Raw genomic sequence first — 22,990 nt, forward strand, 5'->3', positions numbered from 1 at the left:
ACCCGCCCGGCTGACGGCCCAGGGCGTTCATGGGTTCTGCCCGGCGGCCTCCTGGGCGTCCAGGAAGGCGGCGATCTGGGCGACTCCCGTCCGCCGCAGCCAGGTGCGCAGGTCCATCAGGCCGGGGTGCAGGGCGCGGGTGAAGGCGACGTCGGCACGGTAGCCGCGTTCGTTGAGCCAGGTGTAGGCGTAGGCGAAGTCCGCGCCGAGCCGGGCGATCACCTCGAGGGGGATCTGGACGTACGGCAGCGGCCGGCCGATCGCCTCGGAGATGGCGGCGGCGATCTGGCGCGGGGTCAGTTCGTCCCCGGCCAGATCGACCGCGCGGCCGATCCACTCGCCCGGCCGGCCGAAGGCCAGCGCGGCGAAGGCGCCGACGTCGTCGACGGCCATGACCTGCTGCGGCACGTCGGCGGCGAACGCGGTGGCCACGGCGCCGTCGTGCAGGTGGTAGGCGCCGGTGTAGTTCTCCATGAACGACACCGGGCGCAGGAAGGTCGCGGGCAGGCCCAGCCGGATGATGTGCCGTTCGACCCGCCACTTGCTGATCGTGTTGCCCGGCAGTTTCTCGGTGTCGTGGCGGCCCGCGCCGGCGAGCGAGGCGTAGACCAGGTGCCGCACACCGGCGGCGTGCGCCGCGTCGGCGACGTTGCGTCCCCAGCGGACCTCGTCCTCGGCCGAGAAGCCCGCCGGGGTGCCCGGAGAGCCGACGGTGGGCTGCACGCTGAACAGGCCGTCGGCGCCTTCGGCGGCGACGGCGAGTGAGGCGGGGTCGTCCATGTCGGCGCGGACGAGCTCGGCGCCCGCCCGCGCCAGTGCCCGGGCGGCTGCGGCGCCCGGATCGCGGGTCACCGCCCGCACCTGCGAGCCGCCGGCGAGCAGGTGTGCTGTGACGGCCCGGCCCTGCAGGCCGGTGGCCCCCATCACCACGATGGTCTTCACGAGGTGTCTCCAGACGGAAGGCATGCGGAGACCACCCGCTTAAGTGGGGTGGCCCTCCGGTTCTGTGCGAGTACGATATGGAGGGCCACCCCGTTTATGCAAGCCCGCCGGAGAACACATGCCGCTCCACAGCCGTACGGCCACGCGTCCGATGCGCGCGGACGCCCGCCGCAACTACGACCGCATCCTGGCCGCGGCCGCCGAGGCCGTCGCCGAGCACGGAGCCGAGGCGTCGCTGGAGGAGATCGCCCGGCGCGCCGGCGTCGGCTCGGCCACGCTGCACCGGCACTTCCCCTCCCGGCAGCTGTTGCTGGAGGCCGTCTTCCGCGACAAGGTCGAGGCCCTGTGCGCCACCGCCGCCGGCCTGGCCGCCGAGCCCGGCCCCGGGCAGGCGCTGGCGGCCTGGCTGCGAGCCGTCGCCAGGCACGTCGTGACCAACCGGGGCCTGGCCGCCTCGCTGATGCGGGGAGCCCACGACGGCGATCCGAGCCTGGGCGCCACCTGCCACACGATGATCATCGACGCGGGAGCGGACCTGCTGGCCCGCGCATGCCGGGCGAACGCCGTACGGCCCGACGTCTCGATCACGGATCTGCTCACACTCGTCAACGCCATCTGCCTGGCCGTCGAGCACGAACCCGACGGCGCGGCCCAGGCAGACCGGCTGCTCACCCTCGCGCTGACCGGAGTCCGCCCGCAGCCGCCATCCTCATAGGCGACGGGCTGAGCCCGCCCGTCGCGGCGGTGGGGCGCCGGTCACGCGGACGAGGTTGCCGGCGGGGTCGCGGAAGGCGCAGTCGCGGACCCCGTAGTCCTGGTCGATGGGCTCCTGCACCACGTCGGCGCCCGCGGCCTGCAGCCGGTCGAAGAACCCGTCGAGGTCGTCGGTGGCCAGGGTGACGGCGGCGTAGACGCCCTTGGCGATGAGCTCCAGGATGGTGCGGCGCTCCTCGTCGGTGACGCCGGGGTCGGCCGCCGGCGGATGCAGCACGATGGACGTGCCGGGCTGCCCGGCCGGGCCCACGGTGATCCACCGCATGTCCTCGTAACCGGCGTCGGCCCGGACCTCGAAGCCCAGGACGTCGCGGTAGAAACGCAGCGCGGCCTCGGGATCGGTGTGCGGCAGGAAGGTGTGCTGGATGGTGACGTTCATGCCGCTCACGCTAGGCACGATCACCGGGCGCGGGCTTCTCGATTCTTGACCGGCCTGGTCACCTGCTTGCTCAGGCACGGCGGGATGCCCGCCGCGGCCTGGGACTGGTCACGCCGGTAGACGCTCGGCGGCACGCCGACCAGTTCGGCGAATCTCGTGCTGAACGTCCCCAGCGAGGAGAAGCCCACCTCGAAACACACCTCCGTGACGCTCAGGTCGCCGCGCCGCAGCAGCGTCATCGCCCGCTCGATCCGCCTGGTCATCAGGTACGCGTACGGGGACTCGCCGTAGAGGCGGCGGAACTCCCTGCTCAGGTGCCCGGCCGACAGGTGCGCTCCCCGGGCCAGCGCCTCGAGGTTGAGCGGCTTGGCGTACTCGCGGTCGATCCGGTCGCGGACCCGCCGGATCACGGCGATGTCGCGCAACCGCTGCGCCTGCGCACGCCCGTTGTCCATGGACACCATCGATCAAGATTCGAGAAGCGCCGGTTCGCGCGGCAGGGTTAGCGTCGTGAGCACGTAATCACCGATGGCGACCGGGCAGGGGACAGTGATGAGCACGGACGGTTTCTCCGAGGAAGAGCGCAGGGCGATCAAGGAGCGCGCCGAGGAGCTGAGGAAGGAGGCGAGCGGGGGCCGTGGCGGCAAGGCGGCCGCCGCCGAGCTCGACGTGCTGTCGAAGATCGCGGAGATGGAGCAGCCCGACCGCGCGGCAGCCGAACGCATCCACGCCATCGTCACCGCCCACGCCCCGCAGCTTTCGCCGAAACTCTGGTACGGACAGCCGGCCTACGCCGGCGAGGGGAAGGTCGTCTGCTTCTTCCGCAGCGGGCACGTCGACAAGGAGCCGTACTCCACCTTCGGCTTCACCCCCGAGGCGAACCTCGCCGACGACAGCGGCCTGTGGCCCACGTCCTTCGCCGTGACCGAGCTGAGCGACGCGGCCGTCGAGACGATCACCGATCTCGTCAGGAAGTCCGTGGGCTGACCGCGGCCGGTCAGGTCTCCCGGGGGCCGCGCCGCCTGGCGGCGTACGGCGCCGCGAACAGGTACAACCCGGTGAACATCTGGAGGGCGAGCGGGAGCAGCGGCAGGTAGAACACCCACTCGGCGACCTCCAGGACCCCGGCGACGATACCGGCCAGGACGGTCACCGTGAAGACGATGGACAGCCAGCGGTGCGTCTGCCGTACCCACGTGTTCCCGGTCATCGGGACCTCCTCTGCTGGACGGGCGGCTTCAGGCCGGAGCGCACCTCGTGCGCTCCCTGCCAGATCACGCTAGGCGCGGCTCAGGGGGCGGCGCTTCTCGATTCGTGACCGGTTCGGCTCTTGGACGTGACCGACCTCGCCCATGACGCGCTGGTCGAGCACGGCGTGCTCGAAGCCGGTGGATGAGACGGAGCAGGCGGGCCTGACCAATGCCCGCCTCCATCCGAAGAGCGGGCCGAACTCCCCGGCCGGCGAAGCGCCGGACAGCGCCGGCACGTCTTCCGCTGCCTGTTCCGCGAGGACTGACCGCCGGGCGAAGGGGTGTCGTGGCCGCGCCCTAGACTCGGTGGATCATGGACGTACCGCGCGACCTCCCCTCCCGCCTGTCCGGCGCGTTCCTGGCCGTCGGCCTGCCCTGGCCGGACGTGCGGATCGGCCACTTCGACGGCGTGCTGGGCGCGCTCGGCGAGCACGCGCAGGCGCCGCGGCTGCGCGAGCACGTCGGCAGGCTGCGCACGATCCAGGAGGCGTTCTTCGGGCACCTGGGCGAGCTGGCCGACGATCACGGCGACGACCCCATGAGATTGGCGCGGCACAGGGACGAGCCCTGCGTGCGCGGCGTACGGGACGACTGGGCCGAGACCGCGGCGCTGATGCCCGGCTTCCACGCGGCTCTCACCACGTTCGTCCGCGAGCTGCTGGGCGGGCCGCGCGAGGTGCCCGACTACCTGGCCGCCGCACCCGCCTGGGTGGAGACGCGTCCTGGGCGCGGCATCCGCGACGAGCCCACCGCCGGCCGCGCCCCCGCCGCCGGCGCGCTGCTGCGCTGGCGCGAGGACCCCTACGGGCCGCGCGTCTGCGTCGTCACCGGCTCGCCCGCCGCCGGCAAGACCCGGCTGCTGTCCTGGTTCGGCTACGCCGGCGTCTGGGACTGGTCGGGCTATCCGGGCTCGGACGAGGCGGCGATCCTCCTGCGCGGGATGGACGTGGACGACGCCGTACGCGACCTGGCCGGGCAGCTGAAGCTCGACGGCGCGGGCCTGGACGCCATCGACCGGCCCGTGCTCGTCACCGTGGCCGACACCCACCGCAGCAACGACCCCGAGCGCGCGTTCACCGAGCTCGTCCTTCCCCTCGCCGTCAACCCGCACGTCCGCCTGCTCGTCGAGCTCACCCGCCCCGACGCCGAGGAGGGGCTCGGGCCGGCGGCGTTCGTGCTGGACCTGGACGACCCGCGCGCCACCGACCGCGCCGCCTTCACCGCCTGGTACGACGCCGAGCGGGTGCCGCGCTCGCCGTTCACCGCCGGCCAGGTCTACCCCTCGCCGGGCATCGCCGCGCTCGCCGCCCGGGCCGAGGGCGCCGATCCCGGCCCTGACCTGCCGATCGACGGACGGGTGGCGCGTGCCTGGCTGGCCGGCCTGTCGCCGGACGCCCGCGCCGCCGCCGGCACGCTGGCCCTCGCCTTCGGCCCGATCGGCCCGTACACGTGGCGCCTGCTGCACTGCGGCCGGCACCGCGACGCACCTGAGGCCGCCGCCCGGGGCGTCGCGGAGGCCGCCGCCCGGCTGCCCCTCGCCGAGCCCGGCCTGCCCGCCTACGCCATCGGCCTGCCCTGCCTGGCCGAGATGGTCGCCCCGCCGGCCGAAGCGCACGGGGAGCTGGCCGCCGTCATGCGCGGCTGGCCGGTCTCGGCCGAGCTGTCCCCGCCCGACTACCTCACGCGCCACCTGGCCCACCACGAACGCCTGGCAGGCGGGCCGGACACCGTCACCCCGCTGCCGCTCCGCCGCCCCGCGACCAGGGTCACCCGCGAACTGCTCGACGACCTGTACGGCCAGGACGGCGTCTTCAGGCCGGACGACGGCGGGCTCCATCCCGCGATCGCGCACGCGCCCACCCGCCGCTTCCTGACCGAGGTCGGCCTGCCCGCCGGCGGCCTCCACGAGCCCGGCTGGACGGGCGAGCGTCGCCGTTTCGCCCAGCCGATGTCCGAGTACTGGTCCGACGGCCTGGACGAGCTGCGCGCCTGTCCGGGCCTGCCGGACGACCTCGGCGCCCTGTTCATGCTCGACGCCATGGACACCTGGTACCTCTTCCTCGACGGCCGCACCGGCCTGGTGTACGAGGTGCACGAAGCCTTGGAGAGCGCCCGTGTCGCCCACCGGCACGTCGAGTCGTACGCCTACTTCGTCTACGTCGTCCACCGGGAACGCAGGCTGTGGTGCGAGGGCCGCGACGCGCACCGCGAGGCGGCCTACTGGTGCGCCGACGACCTCGCGCTCGAGCTGCACACGTACGAGCCGGAGGCCATGGCGGGCGAGGACGCCCTCTGGCCGCCGACGCTGGAGGACTACACGCTCCTCACCTAGACGGATCACCAGGCGCGTCCCGTTCGTCCTCCGAGTGTGACCGTACTCAGGGAACTCGACGGTGGGCGGCGACGGCGGCCAGGCGGGGGGTGAGGCGGTCGGCCATGAGGCGGTAGCCGTCGGCGTCCGGGTGGAGGGCGTCGTCCAGCAGGAGGTGGGCGTCGCGCGGGCCTAGGACGACGGGGCCGTCGATGAGGTGGAGCCGGGTCTCGCCGCAGCTCCGCAGCGTCCGTACGGCGTCCGCGACGGCGGTGCGGACCTCGTCGCGGGTCATCCCGGCCTGGTTGGGCAGCCGCTCGCGGGGCGGTGACGTGATCGGGGTGAGCACGGCGATCGGCACCGACGGGTGCGCGTCACGGATGGTCTGGATGAATCCCGACACCTGGCCGGGGAACGTGCGCGCGCTCATGCTGGCGAAGCCGTGGACGTTCCCGCCGAGGCACAGCGAGATCAGGTCGGCGGGCGTGCGCGCGATGGCGCGGGCCGCGACGGGGTCGAGGTGGCACTCTCCGGCGAACCCCAGACAGGTCAGCTCCCAGCCGAGCCGCCGCGCGACCAGGGCGGGCCAGGTCTCGCTCGGCCCGGCCGCCGAGCGGCACTGCGTGATCGAGCTGCCGTACGTGACCCACCGCGGCCCTCCACCGGGGGCCGCGGTGGCGTACGTCGCGCCGTGCAGGACGAGGGGCCCGATTCTGACCTCGCCGAACTGGGGCAGCCAGACCTCGACGGCCTTGGCGCCGGGCGGCAGCGCGACGTGGCTCGTCGCGGCCCCCGCCGCCAAGGCCGTGCGCTGCCACAGCGCGCCGTCCACCGTGACGTCGAGCGAGGTGACGTCGTCGGCCGCGGCCCAGGTGCGCAGCTCCAGCGCGGCGGCGTCGGTACGGACGGCCGCGCGGACGCCGGCCGGCATGCGGGCCCGCGTGACCAGGACGGGCGCGTGGGCGGTGGCGATCCGCTCCGGCGGCAGCCGCCACGGCTGCCATCCGCCGTCTTCCTCCGTCCAGGCCAGGGCGCCCCGCCAGACCCCCGGCCGGGCGCCGGGGGTGAGCAGGATCGGTCGCATGCCGGTCAGACCTGGGGGCCGAGGACGACGTTGCGCCAGGCGGCTCCGTCGGACAGCGCGAGGCCCCGCTTGCCCGTCTTCGGGTCACGGACCAGGATGATCCCGCCGGACTGGCCGGCCGCGTCCGGCAGGCTGTCGGGGGTGTGCTCGGCCAGGACCACCTGGTGCGCGTACACGGTCCGCATCCGCTGCGTGGCGCTGCCCAGGTCGCGCGCGTTGTCGGCGGGCGGGACCAGCCCGGTGGCGTTGGCGGCCATCGACACCAGCTCGTTGGTGGACGTGGTCGCGCAGAGCAGTTCGGTGGCGGCCGACCCCGACTGGTTGACCGGCACCACCCGCACCCCGCCCTTGACGCCCGGGTTGGCGTTGCTGCCCTCCACGACGAACGAGCCGTACCGGTCCGTGCCCACCTTGACCGGCTCGGTCGAGGTGCTGATGACCTTCGCCGCCGCGCCCAGCGGCCCGGCCACCTCCATGCGGTTGAACCTGCCGGGGGTGGCCTGGACGAACGAGTCCGCTCCCACGGGCCCGCCGACCAGCGGCACCTGCTCGGAGGCGTTGCCGATCACGTGGGAGGCGTGCAGCCCGCCGGTGGTCGCGATGGGCGGCCGGTTCGCGGGGTCGGCCGAGATGACGTTGCCGATGACGCTGAACGCGCTCGCCTTCCCGGCCACCGAGATGGCGGCGTTGTCGCTGCGGCCGGAGAGGTTCCAGTTGTCGAAGGAGTTGTTGGCGATGGTGATCCTGCTCGCGTCGTTCTCGAAGCGGATCGGCGTGCCCTTGAGCCAGTTGAAGGTGTTCCCGCTGATGGTGACGTTGTGCGCCTTGACGTCGCTGGAGAACTGGATCGCGCGGGTGCCCTTGTCCTGCGGCGCTTCGAACCCGCCGAGCACGTTGTCGCCGATGGTCAGGTTGTGGCCGCCGCTGGTGATCTCGATGATGGCGCCGTTGTCCGCGTTCTCCACCACGTTGCCGCTGATGGTGGAGTTGGAGATGCTGCCGATGAACAGGCGCCGGCCGATGTCGAGCAGGTTGCCCTGGATGATCATGCCGCGGAAGTCGCTGCTCTCCGCGCCCTGGGCGACGATGGCCTGGAACGGGCTGTGGAAGTGGTTGTTGGTGATGAGCCACTTGCGCAGCCCGTACGGCGGGAGATGGACGCCGCCGCCCTCCACGCCCTCGGTGGGCCAGGCGAGGCTGATGCCGGTGGTGCAGAGCGCGACGAGGTTGTGGGAGAAGTAGAGGCCGCGGCCGACGTGGTCGACGGCGAGCTTGAACGACACGAACGTGCACTCCAGGATGGCGGCGTCGGTGTCGTCGGTGTTGACCTCGCCGGCGAAGCGCAGCGCCACGTTGTGCTCGGTCTTGGCGGGGGCGACGAAGGCCAGGCCGTAGATCGCGGCGAGCGAGCAGCGTACGTCGATGCCGACGCCGTCGTGCGTCACCTGGATGATCGAGGCGCGGTTGGTCATGGTGCTGTAGCCGCGCAGCTGGATGCGGTTGAAGGACTCGCCGGACACGTCGGGGATGACGATGGTCCTGGTGATGCGGTAGGTGCCGGGCGGGAAGACGACGATCCTGGTGGTCTTGGTCCGCGTGGCGTTGATGGCCTGCTCGATGGCGTCGGTGTCGTCGTGCTGCCCGTCGGCCAGTGCGCCGAACTGCTGGGGCGTGATGACATCCTCCGGGTCCGCGGCGGCCGCGGGTGCGGCTCCTAAGGTCGCGGTGGCCGCGGCGGCGCCGAGCGCCGCACCGCCGATCCGTAGGAGCGCTCGGCGATCGGTCCACTCGGGCATGGCCGTTTACCTCCGACTGAGCGGGTTGATACGTATTGATCGGGGATCGTACAGACGGCCTCAGGGGCTCACAAGAGCTAATAGATGCTGATAATCGGACGACATCTCGACATCTAGCGGCAACATTCATGGAATTTCCCCCTTGTGGGAACCGTCGCCGGGTGTCTAGAGTGCCGCGAAGTCGTTACGTATTAGCCAACAGGATCCCCATGCGCAAACGAGCGGGGCCACGACGCCCCACCCAAGTCGAGATCGCCCAGCGAGCCGGCGTGTCCCAGGCCACCGTCTCCCTCGTGCTCAGCGAGCGCCCCGGCGTGCCGGTCGCCGAGGAGACCCGCCGGCGCGTCCAGCGGGCGATCGAGGAGCTCGGGTACGCCGTCAACCCCGCCGCCAGGGCGCTGCGCGGCATGAGCGTCAAGACCATCGGCCTGTACACGTTCGAGTCCGTCTTCCCCGTCGACCAGCGCGACTTCTACCACCCGTTCCTGGTCGGCGTGGAGGAGGAGGCGGCCAGGCTCGGCTACGACCTGCTGCTGTTCACCTCCGCCAACAACGCCCAGGGCGGCCTCTACGCCAGAGGACGCAACGCGCTGCTGAAGGCCGACGGCTGCGTGCTGCTCGGCCGCCACATCTCGCGCGACGACCTGACCAACCTGGTCGACGAGGGTTTCCCCTTCGTCTTCATCGGACGGCGCGACATCGACGGCACCGAGCTGTCCTACGTCGCTCCCGACTACGTCGCCCCCACCGCGGCCCTCGTCGAGGAGCTGGCCGCGCTCGGGCACCGGCGGATCCTGCTCCTGCGGCAGGACGACGGCGCCGAGCCGGGCGACGATCGCGAGCTCGGGCTGCGCCGCGGCGCCGAGGCCGCGGGCCTGCGCGAGGACGACCTGCTGGTCGAGTACTCCGCCGGCGCCGCCGACGTCGGCGCCGGCCGGGTCACCGGCTGGGTGGACGACGGCGTCACGGCCGTGCTCGTCGAGCCCTCCGAGGACAACGCCACCGGCCTCGCCCTCGCCGACGCCGCCGAGGCCGCCGGCGTGCGCATCCCCGACCGGCTGTCGGTCGCCTTCCTGGGCTCCGCCCCGCCGCCCACCGCCACCAGGATCTGGACCTCGTTCGACATCCCCCGGGTGGAGATCGGCCGCGCGGCCGTGCAGCTGCTGGTCACCCTGCTGGAGGACGCGGAACGCACGCCGCTGCAGCTGGTGGTGCCGTGCACCGACGTACGCGGCAACTCGATCAGCCGGGTGGTACGGCGATGACCCGGTACGCGCTGCGCACCGCGGCCACCGGCGTCCTGATCATCTTCGGCGCCGCCACGCTGGTGTTCTTCATCATGCGGATTGCCCCCGGCGACCAGGCGCTGGTGCTGCTCGGACCCGACGCCACGAGCGCCGAGGTGGCCGCCGCCAGAACCAGGCTCGGGCTGGACCAGCCGCTGCCGGTGCAGTACTGGCACTACCTGACCCAGCTGGTCACGCTCGACTTCGGCGACTCCTACCGCTTCGGCCGGCCCGCGTTCGAGCTGGTGCTGTCCCGCCTGCCCGCCTCGGTCGAGCTGACCCTGGTGGCCACCCTCATCGCGATGACCGGCGTCGTGCTCGGCGCCCTGGCCGGCGCCTACCGGGGCCGGTGGATCGACCGCGGCATCTCCGGTCTCGCGCTGTTCCTCTACTCCATGCCGCCGTTCTGGATCGGCATCATGCTGATCCTCGTCATGGCGCTGCAGCTGCGGCTGCTGCCCAGCGCCGGCACCGGCACCCCGGCCCACATCGTGCTGCCCGCGCTCACGCTCGCCGCCCCGTTCACCGCGCTGCTCACCCGGATCACCCGCAGCAGCGTGGCCGACACCATGGCGGAGAGCTACGTGCAGCGCTCCTACGCCAAAGGGCTCAGCACGCGCGAGGTCGTGACGGGACACGTGGTGCGCAACGCGGCGACGCCGGTGGTGACCGTCGGCGCGCTGCACGTCAGCACGCTGCTGGGCGGCGCGGTGATCGTGGAGAGCGTCTTCACCTGGCCGGGACTCGGCTCGCTGCTGGTGACCGCGGTCGCCAACCGCGACTACTCGATCGTGCAGGCCGCCGTGCTGCTCATCGCGGTCATCGTGGTCTGCTGCAACGTCGCCGCCGACCTGATCGCCGCCCGCCTCGATCCGCGCGTACGTCTGGGGGCGAGCGCATGAGCGCCATCACCGTACGGCCCCGGCTGTGGCCCGTCCGCCTGCGTTCCACGCCCGCCGTCGCCACGGTCGCCACGGTCGTGCTCGCCTGCTACGTGCTGGTCGGGCTGGTCGGCCCGCTGCTGATCGCGTACGACCCGGTCGCGACCAGCGTCGCGGACCGGCTGCTGCCGATCGGCGCCACCCGGGCGGACGGCACGCTCGCCCTGCTCGGCACCGACGGGGCCGGCCGGGACATGCTCGGCCAGCTCGTCTACGGCGCCAGGACGTCGATCATCATCGGCGTCTGCGTGGTGGCCGCCTGCGTCGCGGTGGGGCTGGCCTTCGGCACCCTCGCCGGCTATCTGGCGGGCTGGACCGACGTCGCGATCTCCCGGCTGATCGACATCCTGATGGCCTTCCCCGGCATCCTGCTGGCGATCGTCATCGCCGGCCTCTTCGAGCGCAGCATGCTGGTCGTGGTGCTGTCGCTGTCGGTGGCCGGCTGGGTCGGCTTCGCCCGGCTGGCCCGCGGCATCACCCTGTCGCTGCGCGAGCGGCCCTGGGTCGACGCCGCGCGGCTGATCGGGGTGCCCACGCCGGTCGTGATCGTCCGGCACGTCATCCCGTTCGTCATCGGTCCGGTGACGGCGCTGGCGACCACGGAGTTCGCCGGCGCGGTGCTGTCGGAGGCCGGTCTCAGCTTCCTCGGTCTCGGCCTGCCCTCGGCCACCGTCTCCTGGGGCCAGGTCATCGCCAACGGCAAGGACTATCTCGACACCGCCTGGTGGATCTCAGCACTTCCGGGGCTGGCGCTGACCGGCCTCGTGGTGAGCACGGGCCTGCTCGGCGACCACCTCACCCAGCGGCTCGGCTCGAGCCGCTGACAAGCTCAGCAAGGTCAGGAGGAACCCCATGAGGCCCGTACGGCTTCGTCGTGCGGCGGCACTCGCCGCCGCCGCATTTTCCCTCGTCGGGCTGGTCGCCTGCAGCACCACCACCGGCGGCGGCTCGACCGCGGCCGGTGACGCGCCGCAGGAGCTGTCCGTCGCCGTGTGGACCCCGATCGAGAACCTCGACCCGCACGGCGCGTCCGGCATGGACAACGGCACCCAGGTCGCCGCCAAGGCGATCTTCAGCCCGCTGATCAAGATGTCGGGGAAGGGGGAGTTCGACGGCGTGCTCGCCGAGTCGTGGGAGGCCAACGAGGACGCCACGCGGTGGACGTTCAAGCTGCGCGGCGGCGTGACGTTCTCCGACGGCACCCCGGTCACCGCCGCCGACGTCGTCGCCTCGTTCGAGCGGGTACTGGAGCTCAAGGGCGCGATGGCCGGCAACTACGCCGGTCACAAGGCCGAGGAGGGCGACGCAGGCACGGTCGTCATCACCTCCGAGGACCCCGACCCCGCGCTGCTCGGCAAGCTCATCAGCTTCTACGTCACCCCGAAGGCGCACCTGAACGACGGCTGGACCAAGCCCGTCGGCTCGGGCCCGTTCGTCGTCCAGCAGTTCACGCCCGGCCAGAGCCTGGTCCTGGCCCCCAACCCCGGCTACTGGGCGGGCAAGCCCGCGCTCAACCGCCTGGAGCTGCGCAGCATCGGCGAGATGGCGGCGAAGATGACCGCGCTGAAGACCGGCGAGGTCTCCATGACGTGGGCGGTCCCCGACGACCAGCTGCCGGGCCTGAAGGGCAACCCGGACCTGGTGGTGGAGAAGAGCGCGGGCAACGGCGTCATCACCATGTGGATGAACGGCTCGGTCAAGGGACTGAAGGAGGCCGCCGTCCGGCGCGCGCTGTGGCAGGCGGTGGACTTCCCCACCATCATCAAGTCTCTGTTCCCCGAGACCGGCTCGCCCGCGGACTCGGTGGTGACGCCCAGCGTGCTCGGCTACGCGCCGCAGACCCCCGTACGCCACGACCCGGCCGCCGCCAAGAAGGCGCTCGACGAGGCCGGCTGGGACTACGGCCAGACGATCAAGATGCAGTTCTCCCAGCCGCAGTTCCAGCAGTTCGCCGACGCGGTGGCCAGCGACCTGGCCAAGATCGGCGTCAAGGCGGAGCCCACCCAGAAGGAGCCCGCCGTCTTCCTGCAGGACCTGCTGGCCCTCAAGTGGGACCTCAACATCCAGCAGCTCGGCACCGCGGGCTTCGACGCGGCGACCAACCTCGGCCGGCTCTACACCTGCGCCGCCAAGCGCACCGGCTACTGCAACCCCGACCTCGACAAGCTGCTCGCCGAAGCCGGCTCCACCAGCGACAACGCCAAGCGGCAGGAACTCTACGCCCAGGCCAGCAAGATCATCTGGGATGACGCGGTCGGCATGTACCCCATGTTCGTGCGCAACGTGTACGTCCGCAGCAAGTCCGTCCAGGGCCTGGCCATCCCGCCGGACATGACCCCGGACTTCTCCACCGTCCGCATCGGCAACGGTGGATCATGAGCCGGTCGTTCGACATGACCGATCAGGCGCCAGCCGCACGCGGCGCGCAGCCGGCGCCCCTGCTCAGCGTCGAGCACCTGTCGATCGACCTGCCGGGCAGGGACGGCCCGGTCCGCGTGGTGGACGACGTCTCGTTCACCGTGGCCGCCGGCCGTACCACCGGGCTGATCGGCGAGTCGGGCAGCGGCAAGACCATGACCGCGACCGCGATCATCGGGCTGCTGCCGCCCGGCGCGGCGGTGACGGGACGGATGCTCTGGCACGGCGACGACCTGGTCACCATGACCGAGCAGGACCGGCGGCGGCTGCGCGGACGCGGCATCGGCATGATCTTCCAGGATCCCCAGGCCGCGCTCGACCCGACCCAGACCATCGGCCGGCAGGTCGGCGAGATCCTGCGGCGCGGCGGCATGCCCAGGAAAGAGGTCCACAGGACCGTCATCGACCTGCTCGACCGGGTCGGCGTCCCCGACCCGCAGACCCGGCACGCCCAATATCCGCACCAGTACTCCGGCGGGCTGCGCCAGCGCGCCATGGTCGCCACGGCGCTGGCCGGCTCGCCCGAGCTGATCCTCGCCGACGAACCCACCACCGCGCTCGACGTCACCGTCCAGGCCCGCATCCTCGCCCTGCTGCGGCGCGTCCGCGACGAGGAGGGCATGGCCATGCTGCTGGTCAGCCACGACCTGCGGGTCATGGCGCACGTCGCGGACGAGGTCGTCGTCATGTACGCCGGCCGGATCTGCGAGATCGGCGCCGGCCGCGAGGTGCTCAACCGGCCGGCGCACCCGTACACGCGGGCGCTCGTCGTGAGCGTCCCCGCCGTCCGCAGCAAGACCGCCATCGCAGAGCCACTGCCCGGCAGCCCCGCCAGCCCGGCGGAACGCCCGAGCGGCTGCCCGTTCCACCCGCGCTGCGCCAAGGCGCGCGACCGGTGCGCGAGCGAGGTGCCGCGCATGCGGCAGGTCGCCGCGGGCCGGCAGGTCGCCTGCCACTTCCCGGAGGAGACATGAGCGCATCGGCCCTGCTCGAGGTCAGCGACCTCGTGGTCAACTTCCACTCCCGCAGGGAACGCAGAGCCGGCAAGCCGAACGCCGTGGACGGCGTCTCCTTCGCCCTGCGTCCCGACGAGACGCTGGCGATCGTGGGGGAGTCGGGCTCGGGCAAGACCACCGTCGCCCGCTGCGTCGTCGGGCTGCAGGCCCCGCAGGAAGGCGTGATCCGGTACGACGGAGCCGCGATCGGCCCGGTGTCGAAGCGGTCACCGGCGACCCGGCGGGCCATCCAGATGGTCTTCCAGGACCCCGCGGCCTCGCTCAACCCCAGGATGACGGTCCGGTCGATCATCTCCGAGACCTGGCGGACCCACCCCTCGGTCGCGCCGGACGGCCGGGCGTGGGACGCCGCGATCGAAGAGCTGCTCGCGGACGTCGGCCTGGACCCCGGCGTCGCCGACCGGCGCGCCGCGGCCCTGTCGGGCGGGCAGTGCCAGCGGGTCAGCATCGCCCGCGCGCTCTCCCTGCGCCCCCGGCTGCTGGTCTGCGACGAAGCCGTCTCGGCGCTCGACGTGTCGGTGCAGTCGCAGATCCTGCGGCTGCTGGCCGGCCTGCGCGCCGCCCGCGGCCTGGCCATCCTCTTCATCACCCACGACCTCGGAGTGGTCAGGCAGATCGCCGACCGGGTGGCGGTCATGCACCGGGGCGGCCTGGTCGAGACCGCGACCGCCGACGACCTGTTCGACCGGCCCGGCCATCCGTACACCAAGAAACTGCTCGAAGCCGCCCTCGACCTCGAGGGCGCGTGAACACACATGCGATCAGGGGGAACACGGTGGAATCGCGGATCACTGACGCGGACCTCGCCATCATCGGCGGCGGTGTCGGTGGAGTCGCCGCCGCGCTGGCGGCGCTGCGGCACGGGTTGCGGGTGGTGCTGACCGAGGAGGGCGACCGGATCGGCGGGCAGTTCACCAGCCAGGGCGTGCCCCCGGACGAGCACAGGTGGATCGAGCAGTTCGGCTGCACCGCCTCCTACCGCCGCTACCGCGACGCGGTCCGCGACCACTACCGGACGTGGTACCCGCTCACCGCGGCGGCCAGGAACGACCCCCACCTGAATCCCGGGCTGGGCCGGGTCGGCGCCCTCTGCCACGAGCCGCGGGTCAGCGGGGCGGTGCTGCGCGCCCTCGTCGACCCCTACCTGAGCAGCGGCCGGCTGCGCATCCTGCTCGGCGCGCGGCCGGTGGCCGCGCAGACCTCCGGCGACCGCGTCAGCGGCGTGACCGTGCGGCGCGCGGACGGCGGCCTGGTGCACCTCACGGCTCCGTACTATCTGGACGCCACCGAGCTCGGCGACCTGCTGCCGCTGGCGGGCGTGGAACACGTGACCGGCTTCGAGTCCCGGCACGACACCGGGGAGCCGAGCGCGCCCGACGTCGCGCAGCCCGCCAACATGCAGGCCTTCTCCTGGGTGTTCGCCGTCGACCACCGGGAGGGGGAGGACCACGTCATCGACCGGCCGGCCCGCTACGACCACTGGCGCGCGTACCGGCCGGACTACTGGCCCGGCAGCCAGATCGGGCTGACCGCGCCGGACCCGCGCACGCGCGAGCCGCTGACCCGCACCTTCACCCCCAACCTCACCTCAGGGCCCGTGCTCGCCGACCAGAGCCAGGACCCCGGGGACCGGGAGCTGTGGGAGTTCCGCCGGGCCGTCGCCCGCGAGCAGTACGAGCCCGGTTTCGTCACCAGCGACGTGACCCTGGTCAACTGGCCCATGATCGACTACGTGGACGGGCCGATCATCGGGGTGAGCGAACAGGACAAGGAACGCCACCTCGCCGGCGCCCGCGAGCTGTCGGAGAGCATGCTCTACTGGCTGCAGACCGAGGCCCCGCGGCCGGACGGCGGGCGCGGCTGGCCCGGCCTGCGGCTGCGGCCCGACGTCATGGACACCCCCGACGGCTTCGCCGCCGCGCCCTACATCCGCGAGTCGCGCCGCATCAGAGCCGAGTACACGGTCGTCGAACAGGACGTCTCCCTCGCCGTACGCGGTGAGGCGGGCGCGGCCCCGTACGACGACACGGTCGGGATCGGCATGTACCGGATCGACCTGCACCCCTCCACCGGCGGCGACAACTACATCGACGTCCCCAGCTGCCCGTTCCAGATCCCACTCGGGGCGCTGCTGCCCGTACGCGTGCGCAACCTGCTGCCGGCCGGGAAGAACATCGGCACCACGCACATCACCAACGGCTGCTACCGGCTGCACCCCGTCGAGTGGAACATCGGCGAGGCGGCCGCCTCGCTGGTGGCCTACTGCCTGAAGGAGACCGTGGAACCGCACGACGTCCGGCGCAAGGACGTCCATCTGCGATCATTCCAGAGCGCGCTGAAAGCCGACGGCGTCGAGCTGGCCTGGCCGGAGATCAAGGGGTACTGATGTTCGTCTCCGATGTGATCGTCCCCGCCGTGACCCCGATCGGGGCCGACGGCCGTCCCGCCCTCGCGGCCGGCGCCCGCTACTTCGGCGCGCTGGCCGCCGCGGGCATCGAGAAGATCATGCTGCTGGGCACCAACGGCGAAGGGCCGCTGCACCGGACGGGGGAGATCGGCCCGTTCCTGCGCGAGGCCGTCGCCCACTGGCGCGCACTCGTGCCCGGCGGCGTCGTCATCGTCAACGTCTCCACCGCCGGCACCCGCGAGTCGCTCGCTCGCGCCGAGCTCGCCGCCGAGGCCGGCTGCGACGCGGTCGCCCTCAGCCCGCCCTGCTACTTCCACCACGACGAGCGCGACGTCGTCGAGCACTACCGGGCGAGCCGCGCGGCCGCCCTGCCGGTGATCGCCTATAACATCCCCCGGTACGCGGCGCCGTTCTCACCCGGCGCCATCGCGGCCGTCGGCGACATGGAGCACGTCGCGGCCGTCAAGGACAGCTCCGGCGACGCGGACGTCCTGCGCCGCTGGCTCGACGTCAGGCGCCGGCGGCCCGACTTCGGGGTCAACCAGGGAGCGGAGGGCGCGATGCTCGCCGCTCTGGCCGCCGGCGCCGACGGGGTCACGCCCGGCATCGCCAACCTCGCCCCGCGCGTCGCCCTGGACCTGGTCGCCGCGTACCGGGCCGGCGACGGCGAGCGGGCCGCCCAGGCCCAGAAACGCATCGACCGGCTGCTGCCCGTGCACCGGATCCGGCCCGGCGTCCCGGTCGTCAAGGCGGCGCTCGCCCTGCGCGGCCTGTGCTCCGCCACGGTCGCACCGCCGCTGCGCACGCTGGACGACACCGAGCTGACGGCGCTGGGCGACTTCCTGGCGCCATTCGAGCCCGACCTGATCGGAGCCGCCCATGAGTGACCTCGAATGGTGGCGCGGCGCGGTCATCTACCAGATCTACATCCGCTCCTTCGCCGACGGCGACGGTGACGGCATCGGGGACATCGCCGGCATCCGCAGCCGCCTCGGCTACCTGGCCGGGCTCGGCGTGGACGCCATCTGGATCACCCCGTGGTACGCCTCGCCGAACAACGACGGCGGCTACGACGTCTCCGACTACCGCGCCATCGCCCCCGAGTACGGCGACGTAGGCCAGGCCGAGCAGCTCATCGCGGAGGCGCACCGGCACGGCCTGCGGGTGATCCTCGACATCGTGCCCAACCACACCTCCACCGAGCACCCCTGGTTCCAGGCCGCGCTCGCCGCCCCGCCCGGCTCCCCTGAACGCGCCAGGTACCACTTCATGGACGGCCCCGCCGACGGGGTCAGGCCCAACGACTGGCGCAGCACGTTCGGCGGCCCCGCCTGGACCCAGGTGCCCGACGGCCAGTGGTATCTGCACCTGTTCGACCCCACCCAGGCCGACCTCAACTGGTCCGACCCCGAGGTGCGGGCGGAGTTCCTCGACCTGCTGCGCTTCTGGTTCGACCGCGGCGTGGACGGCTTCCGCATCGACGTGGCCACCGGCCTGGTCAAGCACCCCGGCTACCCCGACCTCGGATACCGGGAGGAGGACCTGCTCGTCCTGACCGACGTACCGGACCATCCGCACCGCGACCGCGACGAGGTGCACGCCGTCTACCGGGACTGGCGCGCGGTGGCCGACGCCTACGACCCGCCGCGGATCTTCGTGGCCGAGGCCTGGGTGGCCGACCCCGAGCGGCTGGCCAGGTACGTGGCGCCCGCCCAGCTCCACACCGCGTTCAACTTCCCGTTCCTGCAGTCCGCGTGGGACTCCGGCGACCTGTTCACGGTGATCGACTCCACCCTCGCCACCATGGCGCTGTCCGGCGCGCCGCCGACCTGGGTGCTGTCCAACCACGACGTCGAACGCACGGTCACCCGTTACGGCCGCGCCGACACCCGCAAACACCAGGGCAAGTCCGGCCACGAACTGGGCCCGGTGGACGAGGACCTCGGCCGCCGCCGCGCCAGGGCCGCGCTGCTGCTCATGCTGGCGCTGCCCGGCGTCGCCTACCTCTACCAGGGGGAGGAGCTCGGCCTGCCCGACCACCTGGACATCCCCGACGACCGCCTGCGCGACCCCATCTGGACGCGCTCCGGCGGGCGGCGCCGGGGACGCGACGGCTGCCGCATCCCGCTGCCCTGGACCCCGGAGCCCGGCGGCGCCGGCTTCGGCGCCGCCGACCCGTGGCTGCCGCAACCGCCCGGCTGGGAGCGGCTGTCGGCGGCCGTCCAGATCGACGACCCCGGCTCCACCTACACCCTCGTCGCGCGGGCGCTACGGCTCCGCCGCGAGCTGGACGTCCCCCAGGAGCTGCGGTGGACCGGCCGGGACGGCTCCGTGCTGCGCTTCCGCCGCGGGCCCGGCTTCGAGTGCGTCGTCAACTTCGGCCCCGCCGAGGTGCCGCTGCCCGAAGGCGCGAAGACCCTCCTGCGCAGCGACAGCCGCGCCCCTGGCGACCCGCTCGGTCCCGACACGGCCGCCTGGCTGGACCGGATGCCCTTCGGGCCCGACAAGGCCGCCCGGCTGGACCGCGTGCCCTTCGAGCCCGACACGGCCACCCGATTGGACCGCATGCCATGAAGCGGCCCAACATCGTGCTGATCCTCGCCGATGACCTGGGCTATTCGGACCTCGGCTGTTACGGCGGCGAGATCCGCACCCCCAACCTCGACCGGCTCGGCCGGTCGGGGGTGCGGCTGACCCAGTTCGCCAACACGGCCCGCTGCAGCCCGTCGCGCGCGTCCCTGCTCACCGGCCTGCACCCGCATCAGACCGGCATCGGCGTGCTGGCCGGCGGCAACAGGCCGGGAGGATATCCGGGCAGCCTCGACGACCGCTGCGTCACCGTGGCCGAACTGCTCGCCGACGCCGGATACGCCACCGGCATGTCCGGCAAATGGCACCTGAGCGGCCCCTTGTGGGAGCCACACCCGTCCTGGCCCGCCCGCCGCGGCTTCACCGACTTCTTCGGCACACTCAGCGGCTGCGGCAGCTACTACGACCCGGCGACCCTCTACCGGGGCGAGACTGACGCCAGCGCGGAGACCCGCGACCCGGCCTTCTTCTACACCGACGCGATCACCGACCACGCGGTGGAGTTCATCCGCCGGGAGGCCGCCGCCGGCCCGTTCTTCTCGTACGTCGCCTACACCGCACCCCACTGGCCCCTGCACGCCCCCGAAGAGGACATCGCCGCCTACGACGGCGTCTACACCGCCGGCTGGGACGACCTGCGCACCCACCGCCTCGACCGGCTCCACGCGGAGGGCCTGCTGGGAGCCGAATCGGCGCTGTCCGCCCGCGACCCGGCACAACCACCCTGGGCGGAGGCGCCGCACAAGGCGTGGGAGGCCCGCCGCATGCAGGTGTACGCCGCCCAGGTGGAGCGCATGGACCGCGGCGTCGGCCGCATCCTCGACCAGCTGACGGCCTCCGGCGTCCTGGACGACACGCTCGTGATCTTCCTGTCCGACAACGGCGGCTGCGCCGAGATCCTCCCGCTCGGCGACCCCGAGGAGTTCCGCTCCAGGCGGCACATCGTCCCCGCCCGCACCCGGGACGGCGCCGACCTGCACGTCGGCAACCTCCCCTGCATCGATCCCGGCCCGGAGAACACCTACGCCAGCTACGGCCCCGCCTGGGCCAACCTGTCCAACACCCCGTTCCGCCTCTACAAGCGGTGGGTCCACGAGGGCGGCATCGCCACCCCGTTCATCGCGCACTGGCCCGCGGGCGACCTGGCCGGCGGCCGCGTCATCCGCACCCCCTTCCAGCTCACCGACGTCCTGCCCACCCTCCTCGACGCCACCGGCGCCGCGTACCCGGAAGAACGCCGAGGCCACGCGATCCCCCCTTACGAGGGCCGCTCCATGCTTGCCGCCCTCCGCGGCACGCCCGTCCCCGAGGCGTGGCAGTTCTGGGAACACCTGGGCAATGCCGCGGTCCGCCGGGGCCCGTGGAAACTGGTCCGCGAACACGCAGGACCATGGGAGCTCTACGACATGGACACCGACCGCTCCGAACTCACCGACCTCGCCCCCCACCACCCCGCCCTCGTCCGGGAGCTGGCCGAGGCGTACCAGCAGTGGGCCGACCGCGTCGGCGTCCTGCCCCGCTGAAGACCATGAGCCTCCCACAACCCGCCGACCCAGGCGCCTGTCCGAGAACCGATCGATTCTCGGACAGGCGCCCCGAACTCACCGCCTGCCTGGACTACCTGCGCCCCGGCGACACCCTGGTCGTGCCCTCCCTGGACCGTCTGGCCCGCTCCCTGGCCGACCTCATCACCCTGGTCGGCGACCTGCGCCGCGCCGGAGTGGGGTTCCGCTCCCTGCACGAGGCCCTGGACACCACCACCCCCGGCGGGCAGCTCGTCTTCCACGTCTTAGCCGCGCTGGCGGAGTTCATCCGCGAACTCATCATCCAGGGCACCAAGGAGGGCTTCAGGCCGCCCGCGCCGCGGGCACGCGCCTGGGGCGGCCGCCGGCCCTGACACGGGAGCACGTCCGCCACGCCCGCGACCTGCTGAGCCGCCCTGAGAACTCGGTGGCCTCCATCGCCCGCCTGGCCGGGCTGCTGGCCGACGCCGGGCCCCTGGCCGCCGCTCGATCAGTGCGGCGAGATCGGTGGTGACCCAGCCGCGACGAGCTCGCGGCGCAGCCGCCGCAGCATCTGGCCGTAGGAGCGGACCGCGTCGGCGTCCAGGTCCCGGCGGGCCAGGAACTCCTCGCCAGGACCCCGCCCGGCCTCCCGCGACGTCCCGGATCTACTCATCGCGGACCTCCGGCGGTTCTTCGGCCGGATGACGATCGGCGCGGCCGGATCTGGAAGAATGCCAACCTATGGCACGGTTAATCGGTTTCAGCAATGTAGTCCTGCCCGTGCGGGATCTGCCCGCCAGCATCGCGGCCTGGACCGCGTTGCTGGGCGGACCACCCGCGTTCCAGAGCGACGATTTCGCGGCGTTCTCCGGTGATGGCGTGGAGATCGGGCTCACCGCGGCGCCCTGGGTGGATCATCCGCTGGTCTTTTGGGCGGTCGAAGATATCGAACAGGAGCATCGCGCACTGGTCGCCGCCGGGGCGACGGCGATGACCGAGATCTCCGACGGATCGCTCGCCGAGGTCGGTACCGCCGAGGCCGCCGCGGGGGACAACATCGACCCGGCAACCGGCATCGTGGACATGCCCGGAGCCCGGCTGGCCGTCCTGAAGGCGGCCGACGGCAACCTGATCGCCATCACTCAAGAGGTACCGATGGACTGGTCGGCCGACCAGTCGTGAGATCGAACGTATCCGAGCTGTCCCGGAGGGTACTGAACCGGACGCTCCTGGAGCGGCAACTGCTGGCCCGGCGCGTTCCTCGTACTCCGCTGGAGGCGATCGAGCACCTCGTGGCGATGCAGGCACAAATGCCCAACGGACCTTATGTGGGGCTGTGGGCGCGGTTGGAGAACTTCCGGCACGATGACCTGACGGCCCTGCTCGAGAGCCGCGACGTGGTGCACGCCACTATGCTGCGCTGTACCCAACACCTGGCCAGCGGCGAGGACTTCCGTTGGCTGTGGCCGACGGTCGCGCCCGCTGTGCGGAAAGCCTTGACCGACGCGTACTACGCCACGCAGATCGAGGGGATGGATCTCGACGAGCTCGCCCGCGTCAGCCGACAGCTACTGACCGGAAAGACGCTCACCCGCCGGGATCTCGGCCAGTTGCTCGCCGACCGATTCCCCGGCCGCGCCCCTGGCCGACTGGCCGAGGCCATCGAGCTGCTGGAGGCGTTGGTGCATCCACCACCCCACTCCACCTGGGGCCGGTGGGGGCATCGGCGTGGGACACCGGTCACCCTGGCTGACGAATGGCTCGGCCGCCCGCTGGCCGACGCGCCACAACCGGAGGCGATGGTCCTGCGCTACCTCGCCGCGTTCGGTCCAGCCAGTGTCATGGACATCCAGGCCTGGTCGGGATCGACCCGGCTCCGCAAGGTCGTCGAAGGGTTGCGGCCGAAACTGCGCGCCTTCCGGGACGAGCAGGGAGGCGAACTGCTCGACCTGCCCGACGCACCGCTGGGCGAACCGGACCGACCAGCGCCGGTCCGGTTCCTGCCCGCCTTCGACAACGCCGTCCTCGGGTACCGGGACCGGACCCGCGTGATCAGCGAGGAGAATCGCCGGCGGATCGCGCCCAGGGCCTCCGGGGGCGTGCCATTGTTCCTCGTCGACGGCTTTGCGGAAGGCAGCTGGACGCTCACGAACGGCCACCTGCACATCGCACCGTTCCGGCCACTGTCGGGCTCCGAGAAAGCAGCGGTACGAGACGAGGCCGCCCGCCTGCTCGCGTTCGTCGCCCCGGACAACACCGAACCGTCGTTCACACTGGAGTAAGCCCGATCGG

23 protein-coding genes are annotated in these 22,990 nt (G+C 72.4%); 16 read left to right on the top strand and 7 right to left on the bottom strand.

The window, feature by feature from the left end; all coding sequences use genetic code 11:
• Positions 1-27 precede the first annotated feature (27 nt).
• On the bottom strand, positions 28-942 hold the full coding sequence (locus AB0K28_RS26755; RefSeq protein WP_364375168.1) for an NmrA/HSCARG family protein: 915 nt from the start codon (positions 940-942) through the stop codon (positions 28-30).
• A 118-nt stretch (positions 943-1,060) separates the two neighbouring features.
• On the opposite strand from AB0K28_RS26755, the gene AB0K28_RS26760 reads away from it, so the two are divergent.
• Positions 1,061-1,657 (top strand): helix-turn-helix domain-containing protein, encoded by a 597-nt coding sequence (locus AB0K28_RS26760; RefSeq protein WP_364375171.1) that lies wholly within the window; start codon positions 1,061-1,063, stop codon positions 1,655-1,657.
• On the opposite strand, the gene AB0K28_RS26765 is transcribed toward AB0K28_RS26760, so the two are convergent.
• Both AB0K28_RS26765 and AB0K28_RS26770 read right to left on the bottom strand, forming a co-directional pair.
• On the bottom strand, positions 1,652-2,095 hold the full coding sequence (locus AB0K28_RS26765) for a VOC family protein (RefSeq protein WP_345409865.1): 444 nt from the start codon (positions 2,093-2,095) through the stop codon (positions 1,652-1,654). The genes AB0K28_RS26760 and AB0K28_RS26765 overlap by 6 nt on opposite strands.
• A gap of 20 nt (positions 2,096-2,115) precedes the next feature.
• On the bottom strand, positions 2,116-2,550 hold the full coding sequence (locus AB0K28_RS26770) for a helix-turn-helix transcriptional regulator (protein WP_364375175.1): 435 nt from the start codon (positions 2,548-2,550) through the stop codon (positions 2,116-2,118).
• A 97-nt stretch (positions 2,551-2,647) separates the two neighbouring features.
• Between AB0K28_RS26770 and AB0K28_RS26775 the strand changes: the two genes are divergently transcribed.
• Positions 2,648-3,082, top strand: coding sequence for a DUF1801 domain-containing protein (locus AB0K28_RS26775; protein ID WP_364375178.1), 435 nt, complete (start codon positions 2,648-2,650; stop codon positions 3,080-3,082).
• Positions 3,083-3,092: 10 nt separating this feature from the next.
• Here AB0K28_RS26775 and AB0K28_RS26780 read toward each other — a convergent pair whose 3' ends face one another.
• A complete protein-coding gene (locus AB0K28_RS26780) occupies positions 3,093-3,305 on the bottom strand; it encodes a hypothetical protein (RefSeq protein WP_345406550.1) in 213 nt (70 codons plus the stop codon).
• Between the two features lie 353 nt (positions 3,306-3,658).
• Here AB0K28_RS26780 and AB0K28_RS26785 point away from each other — a divergent pair, with 353 nt between their 5' ends.
• Positions 3,659-5,677, top strand: a complete 2,019-nt coding sequence (locus AB0K28_RS26785) for an SUKH-4 family immunity protein (protein WP_364375181.1) — start codon at positions 3,659-3,661, stop codon at positions 5,675-5,677.
• Between the two features lie 46 nt (positions 5,678-5,723).
• Here the strand turns inward: AB0K28_RS26785 and AB0K28_RS26790 are convergent, their stop codons facing one another.
• Both AB0K28_RS26790 and AB0K28_RS26795 read right to left on the bottom strand, forming a co-directional pair.
• Entirely contained in the window at positions 5,724-6,740 is a 1,017-nt protein-coding gene (locus AB0K28_RS26790; protein ID WP_364375184.1) for a GDSL-type esterase/lipase family protein, read from the bottom strand.
• A 5-nt stretch (positions 6,741-6,745) separates the two neighbouring features.
• A complete protein-coding gene (locus AB0K28_RS26795; RefSeq protein WP_364375187.1) occupies positions 6,746-8,536 on the bottom strand; it encodes a glycosyl hydrolase family 28-related protein in 1,791 nt (596 codons plus the stop codon).
• A 209-nt stretch (positions 8,537-8,745) separates the two neighbouring features.
• On the opposite strand from AB0K28_RS26795, the gene AB0K28_RS26800 reads away from it, so the two are divergent.
• The 11 genes from AB0K28_RS26800 to AB0K28_RS26850 are packed head-to-tail and all read left to right on the top strand — an operon-like array spanning position 8,746 to position 21,090.
• Positions 8,746-9,801 (top strand): LacI family DNA-binding transcriptional regulator, encoded by a 1,056-nt coding sequence (locus tag AB0K28_RS26800; protein WP_345406565.1) that lies wholly within the window; start codon positions 8,746-8,748, stop codon positions 9,799-9,801.
• Entirely contained in the window at positions 9,798-10,724 is a 927-nt protein-coding gene (locus AB0K28_RS26805; RefSeq protein WP_364375190.1) for an ABC transporter permease, read from the top strand. Before AB0K28_RS26800 ends, AB0K28_RS26805 begins: the two co-directional genes overlap by 4 nt.
• Positions 10,721-11,587: an ABC transporter permease gene (locus AB0K28_RS26810; RefSeq protein WP_364375193.1), complete on the top strand. Its 867-nt coding sequence runs from the start codon at positions 10,721-10,723 to the stop codon at positions 11,585-11,587. Before AB0K28_RS26805 ends, AB0K28_RS26810 begins: the two co-directional genes overlap by 4 nt.
• Before the next feature lie 28 nt (positions 11,588-11,615).
• Positions 11,616-13,142, top strand: coding sequence for an ABC transporter substrate-binding protein (locus tag AB0K28_RS26815; RefSeq protein ID WP_364375196.1), 1,527 nt, complete (start codon positions 11,616-11,618; stop codon positions 13,140-13,142).
• Positions 13,139-14,155 (top strand): ABC transporter ATP-binding protein, encoded by a 1,017-nt coding sequence (locus AB0K28_RS26820; RefSeq protein ID WP_364375199.1) that lies wholly within the window; start codon positions 13,139-13,141, stop codon positions 14,153-14,155. The genes AB0K28_RS26815 and AB0K28_RS26820 overlap by 4 nt, the downstream gene beginning before the upstream one ends.
• Positions 14,152-14,946, top strand: a complete 795-nt coding sequence (locus AB0K28_RS26825) for an ATP-binding cassette domain-containing protein (RefSeq protein WP_364375202.1) — start codon at positions 14,152-14,154, stop codon at positions 14,944-14,946. The genes AB0K28_RS26820 and AB0K28_RS26825 overlap by 4 nt, the downstream gene beginning before the upstream one ends.
• A gap of 26 nt (positions 14,947-14,972) precedes the next feature.
• On the top strand, positions 14,973-16,583 hold the full coding sequence (locus tag AB0K28_RS26830) for an FAD-dependent oxidoreductase (RefSeq protein ID WP_364375205.1): 1,611 nt from the start codon (positions 14,973-14,975) through the stop codon (positions 16,581-16,583).
• The gene (locus AB0K28_RS26835; protein ID WP_345406581.1) at positions 16,583-17,491 is read left to right on the top strand and encodes a dihydrodipicolinate synthase family protein; all 909 of its coding nucleotides are present in this window, start codon (positions 16,583-16,585) and stop codon (positions 17,489-17,491) included. The genes AB0K28_RS26830 and AB0K28_RS26835 overlap by 1 nt, the downstream gene beginning before the upstream one ends.
• Positions 17,484-19,178 (top strand): alpha-amylase family glycosyl hydrolase, encoded by a 1,695-nt coding sequence (locus tag AB0K28_RS26840; protein ID WP_364375208.1) that lies wholly within the window; start codon positions 17,484-17,486, stop codon positions 19,176-19,178. Before AB0K28_RS26835 ends, AB0K28_RS26840 begins: the two co-directional genes overlap by 8 nt.
• Positions 19,175-20,716, top strand: a complete 1,542-nt coding sequence (locus tag AB0K28_RS26845; RefSeq protein WP_364375211.1) for an arylsulfatase — start codon at positions 19,175-19,177, stop codon at positions 20,714-20,716. Before AB0K28_RS26840 ends, AB0K28_RS26845 begins: the two co-directional genes overlap by 4 nt.
• 5 nt (positions 20,717-20,721) lie before the next feature.
• Positions 20,722-21,090: a recombinase family protein gene (locus AB0K28_RS26850; RefSeq protein WP_364375213.1), complete on the top strand. Its 369-nt coding sequence runs from the start codon at positions 20,722-20,724 to the stop codon at positions 21,088-21,090.
• 116 nt (positions 21,091-21,206) lie between these two features.
• On the opposite strand, the gene AB0K28_RS26855 is transcribed toward AB0K28_RS26850, so the two are convergent.
• Positions 21,207-21,371 carry a hypothetical protein gene (locus AB0K28_RS26855; RefSeq protein ID WP_364375216.1) on the bottom strand — a complete coding sequence of 55 codons (165 nt, stop codon included), beginning with the start codon at positions 21,369-21,371 and terminating at the stop codon, positions 21,207-21,209.
• 68 nt (positions 21,372-21,439) lie between these two features.
• Here AB0K28_RS26855 and AB0K28_RS26860 point away from each other — a divergent pair, with 68 nt between their 5' ends.
• Together AB0K28_RS26860 and AB0K28_RS26865 are read left to right on the top strand one after the other, a co-directional pair.
• Entirely contained in the window at positions 21,440-21,880 is a 441-nt protein-coding gene (locus AB0K28_RS26860; RefSeq protein ID WP_364375219.1) for a VOC family protein, read from the top strand.
• Positions 21,877-22,980, top strand: coding sequence for a winged helix DNA-binding domain-containing protein (locus tag AB0K28_RS26865; protein ID WP_364375222.1), 1,104 nt, complete (start codon positions 21,877-21,879; stop codon positions 22,978-22,980). The genes AB0K28_RS26860 and AB0K28_RS26865 overlap by 4 nt, the downstream gene beginning before the upstream one ends.
• The last annotated feature ends 10 nt before the right edge of the window (positions 22,981-22,990 follow it).

Source organism: Nonomuraea sp. NPDC049504, from assembly GCF_040676845.1.
Taxonomy (GTDB): domain Bacteria; phylum Actinomycetota; class Actinomycetes; order Streptosporangiales; family Streptosporangiaceae; genus Nonomuraea; species Nonomuraea salmonea.

Excerpts from the sequence above, each read along its gene's own strand:
- AB0K28_RS26775 (WP_364375178.1), top strand. The coding sequence starts at position 2,648 with ATGAGCACGGACGGTTTCTCCGAGGAAGAGCGCAGGGCGATCAAGGAG.
- AB0K28_RS26840 (WP_364375208.1), top strand. The coding sequence starts at position 17,484 with ATGAGTGACCTCGAATGGTGGCGCGGCGCGGTCATCTACCAGATCTAC.
- AB0K28_RS26805 (WP_364375190.1), top strand. The coding sequence starts at position 9,798 with ATGACCCGGTACGCGCTGCGCACCGCGGCCACCGGCGTCCTGATCATC.
- AB0K28_RS26810 (WP_364375193.1), top strand. The coding sequence starts at position 10,721 with ATGAGCGCCATCACCGTACGGCCCCGGCTGTGGCCCGTCCGCCTGCGT.
- AB0K28_RS26855 (WP_364375216.1), bottom strand. The coding sequence starts at position 21,371 with ATGAGTAGATCCGGGACGTCGCGGGAGGCCGGGCGGGGTCCTGGCGAG.
- AB0K28_RS26770 (WP_364375175.1), bottom strand. The coding sequence starts at position 2,550 with ATGGACAACGGGCGTGCGCAGGCGCAGCGGTTGCGCGACATCGCCGTG.
- AB0K28_RS26850 (WP_364375213.1), top strand. The coding sequence starts at position 20,722 with ATGAGCCTCCCACAACCCGCCGACCCAGGCGCCTGTCCGAGAACCGAT.
- AB0K28_RS26845 (WP_364375211.1), top strand. The coding sequence starts at position 19,175 with ATGAAGCGGCCCAACATCGTGCTGATCCTCGCCGATGACCTGGGCTAT.
- AB0K28_RS26825 (WP_364375202.1), top strand. The coding sequence starts at position 14,152 with ATGAGCGCATCGGCCCTGCTCGAGGTCAGCGACCTCGTGGTCAACTTC.
- AB0K28_RS26780 (WP_345406550.1), bottom strand. The coding sequence starts at position 3,305 with ATGACCGGGAACACGTGGGTACGGCAGACGCACCGCTGGCTGTCCATC.
- AB0K28_RS26760 (WP_364375171.1), top strand. The coding sequence starts at position 1,061 with ATGCCGCTCCACAGCCGTACGGCCACGCGTCCGATGCGCGCGGACGCC.
- AB0K28_RS26790 (WP_364375184.1), bottom strand. The coding sequence starts at position 6,740 with ATGCGACCGATCCTGCTCACCCCCGGCGCCCGGCCGGGGGTCTGGCGG.
- AB0K28_RS26835 (WP_345406581.1), top strand. The coding sequence starts at position 16,583 with ATGTTCGTCTCCGATGTGATCGTCCCCGCCGTGACCCCGATCGGGGCC.
- AB0K28_RS26860 (WP_364375219.1), top strand. The coding sequence starts at position 21,440 with ATGGCACGGTTAATCGGTTTCAGCAATGTAGTCCTGCCCGTGCGGGAT.
- AB0K28_RS26785 (WP_364375181.1), top strand. The coding sequence starts at position 3,659 with ATGGACGTACCGCGCGACCTCCCCTCCCGCCTGTCCGGCGCGTTCCTG.
- AB0K28_RS26815 (WP_364375196.1), top strand. The coding sequence starts at position 11,616 with ATGAGGCCCGTACGGCTTCGTCGTGCGGCGGCACTCGCCGCCGCCGCA.
- AB0K28_RS26795 (WP_364375187.1), bottom strand. The coding sequence starts at position 8,536 with ATGCCCGAGTGGACCGATCGCCGAGCGCTCCTACGGATCGGCGGTGCG.
- AB0K28_RS26765 (WP_345409865.1), bottom strand. The coding sequence starts at position 2,095 with ATGAACGTCACCATCCAGCACACCTTCCTGCCGCACACCGATCCCGAG.
- AB0K28_RS26820 (WP_364375199.1), top strand. The coding sequence starts at position 13,139 with ATGAGCCGGTCGTTCGACATGACCGATCAGGCGCCAGCCGCACGCGGC.
- AB0K28_RS26800 (WP_345406565.1), top strand. The coding sequence starts at position 8,746 with ATGCGCAAACGAGCGGGGCCACGACGCCCCACCCAAGTCGAGATCGCC.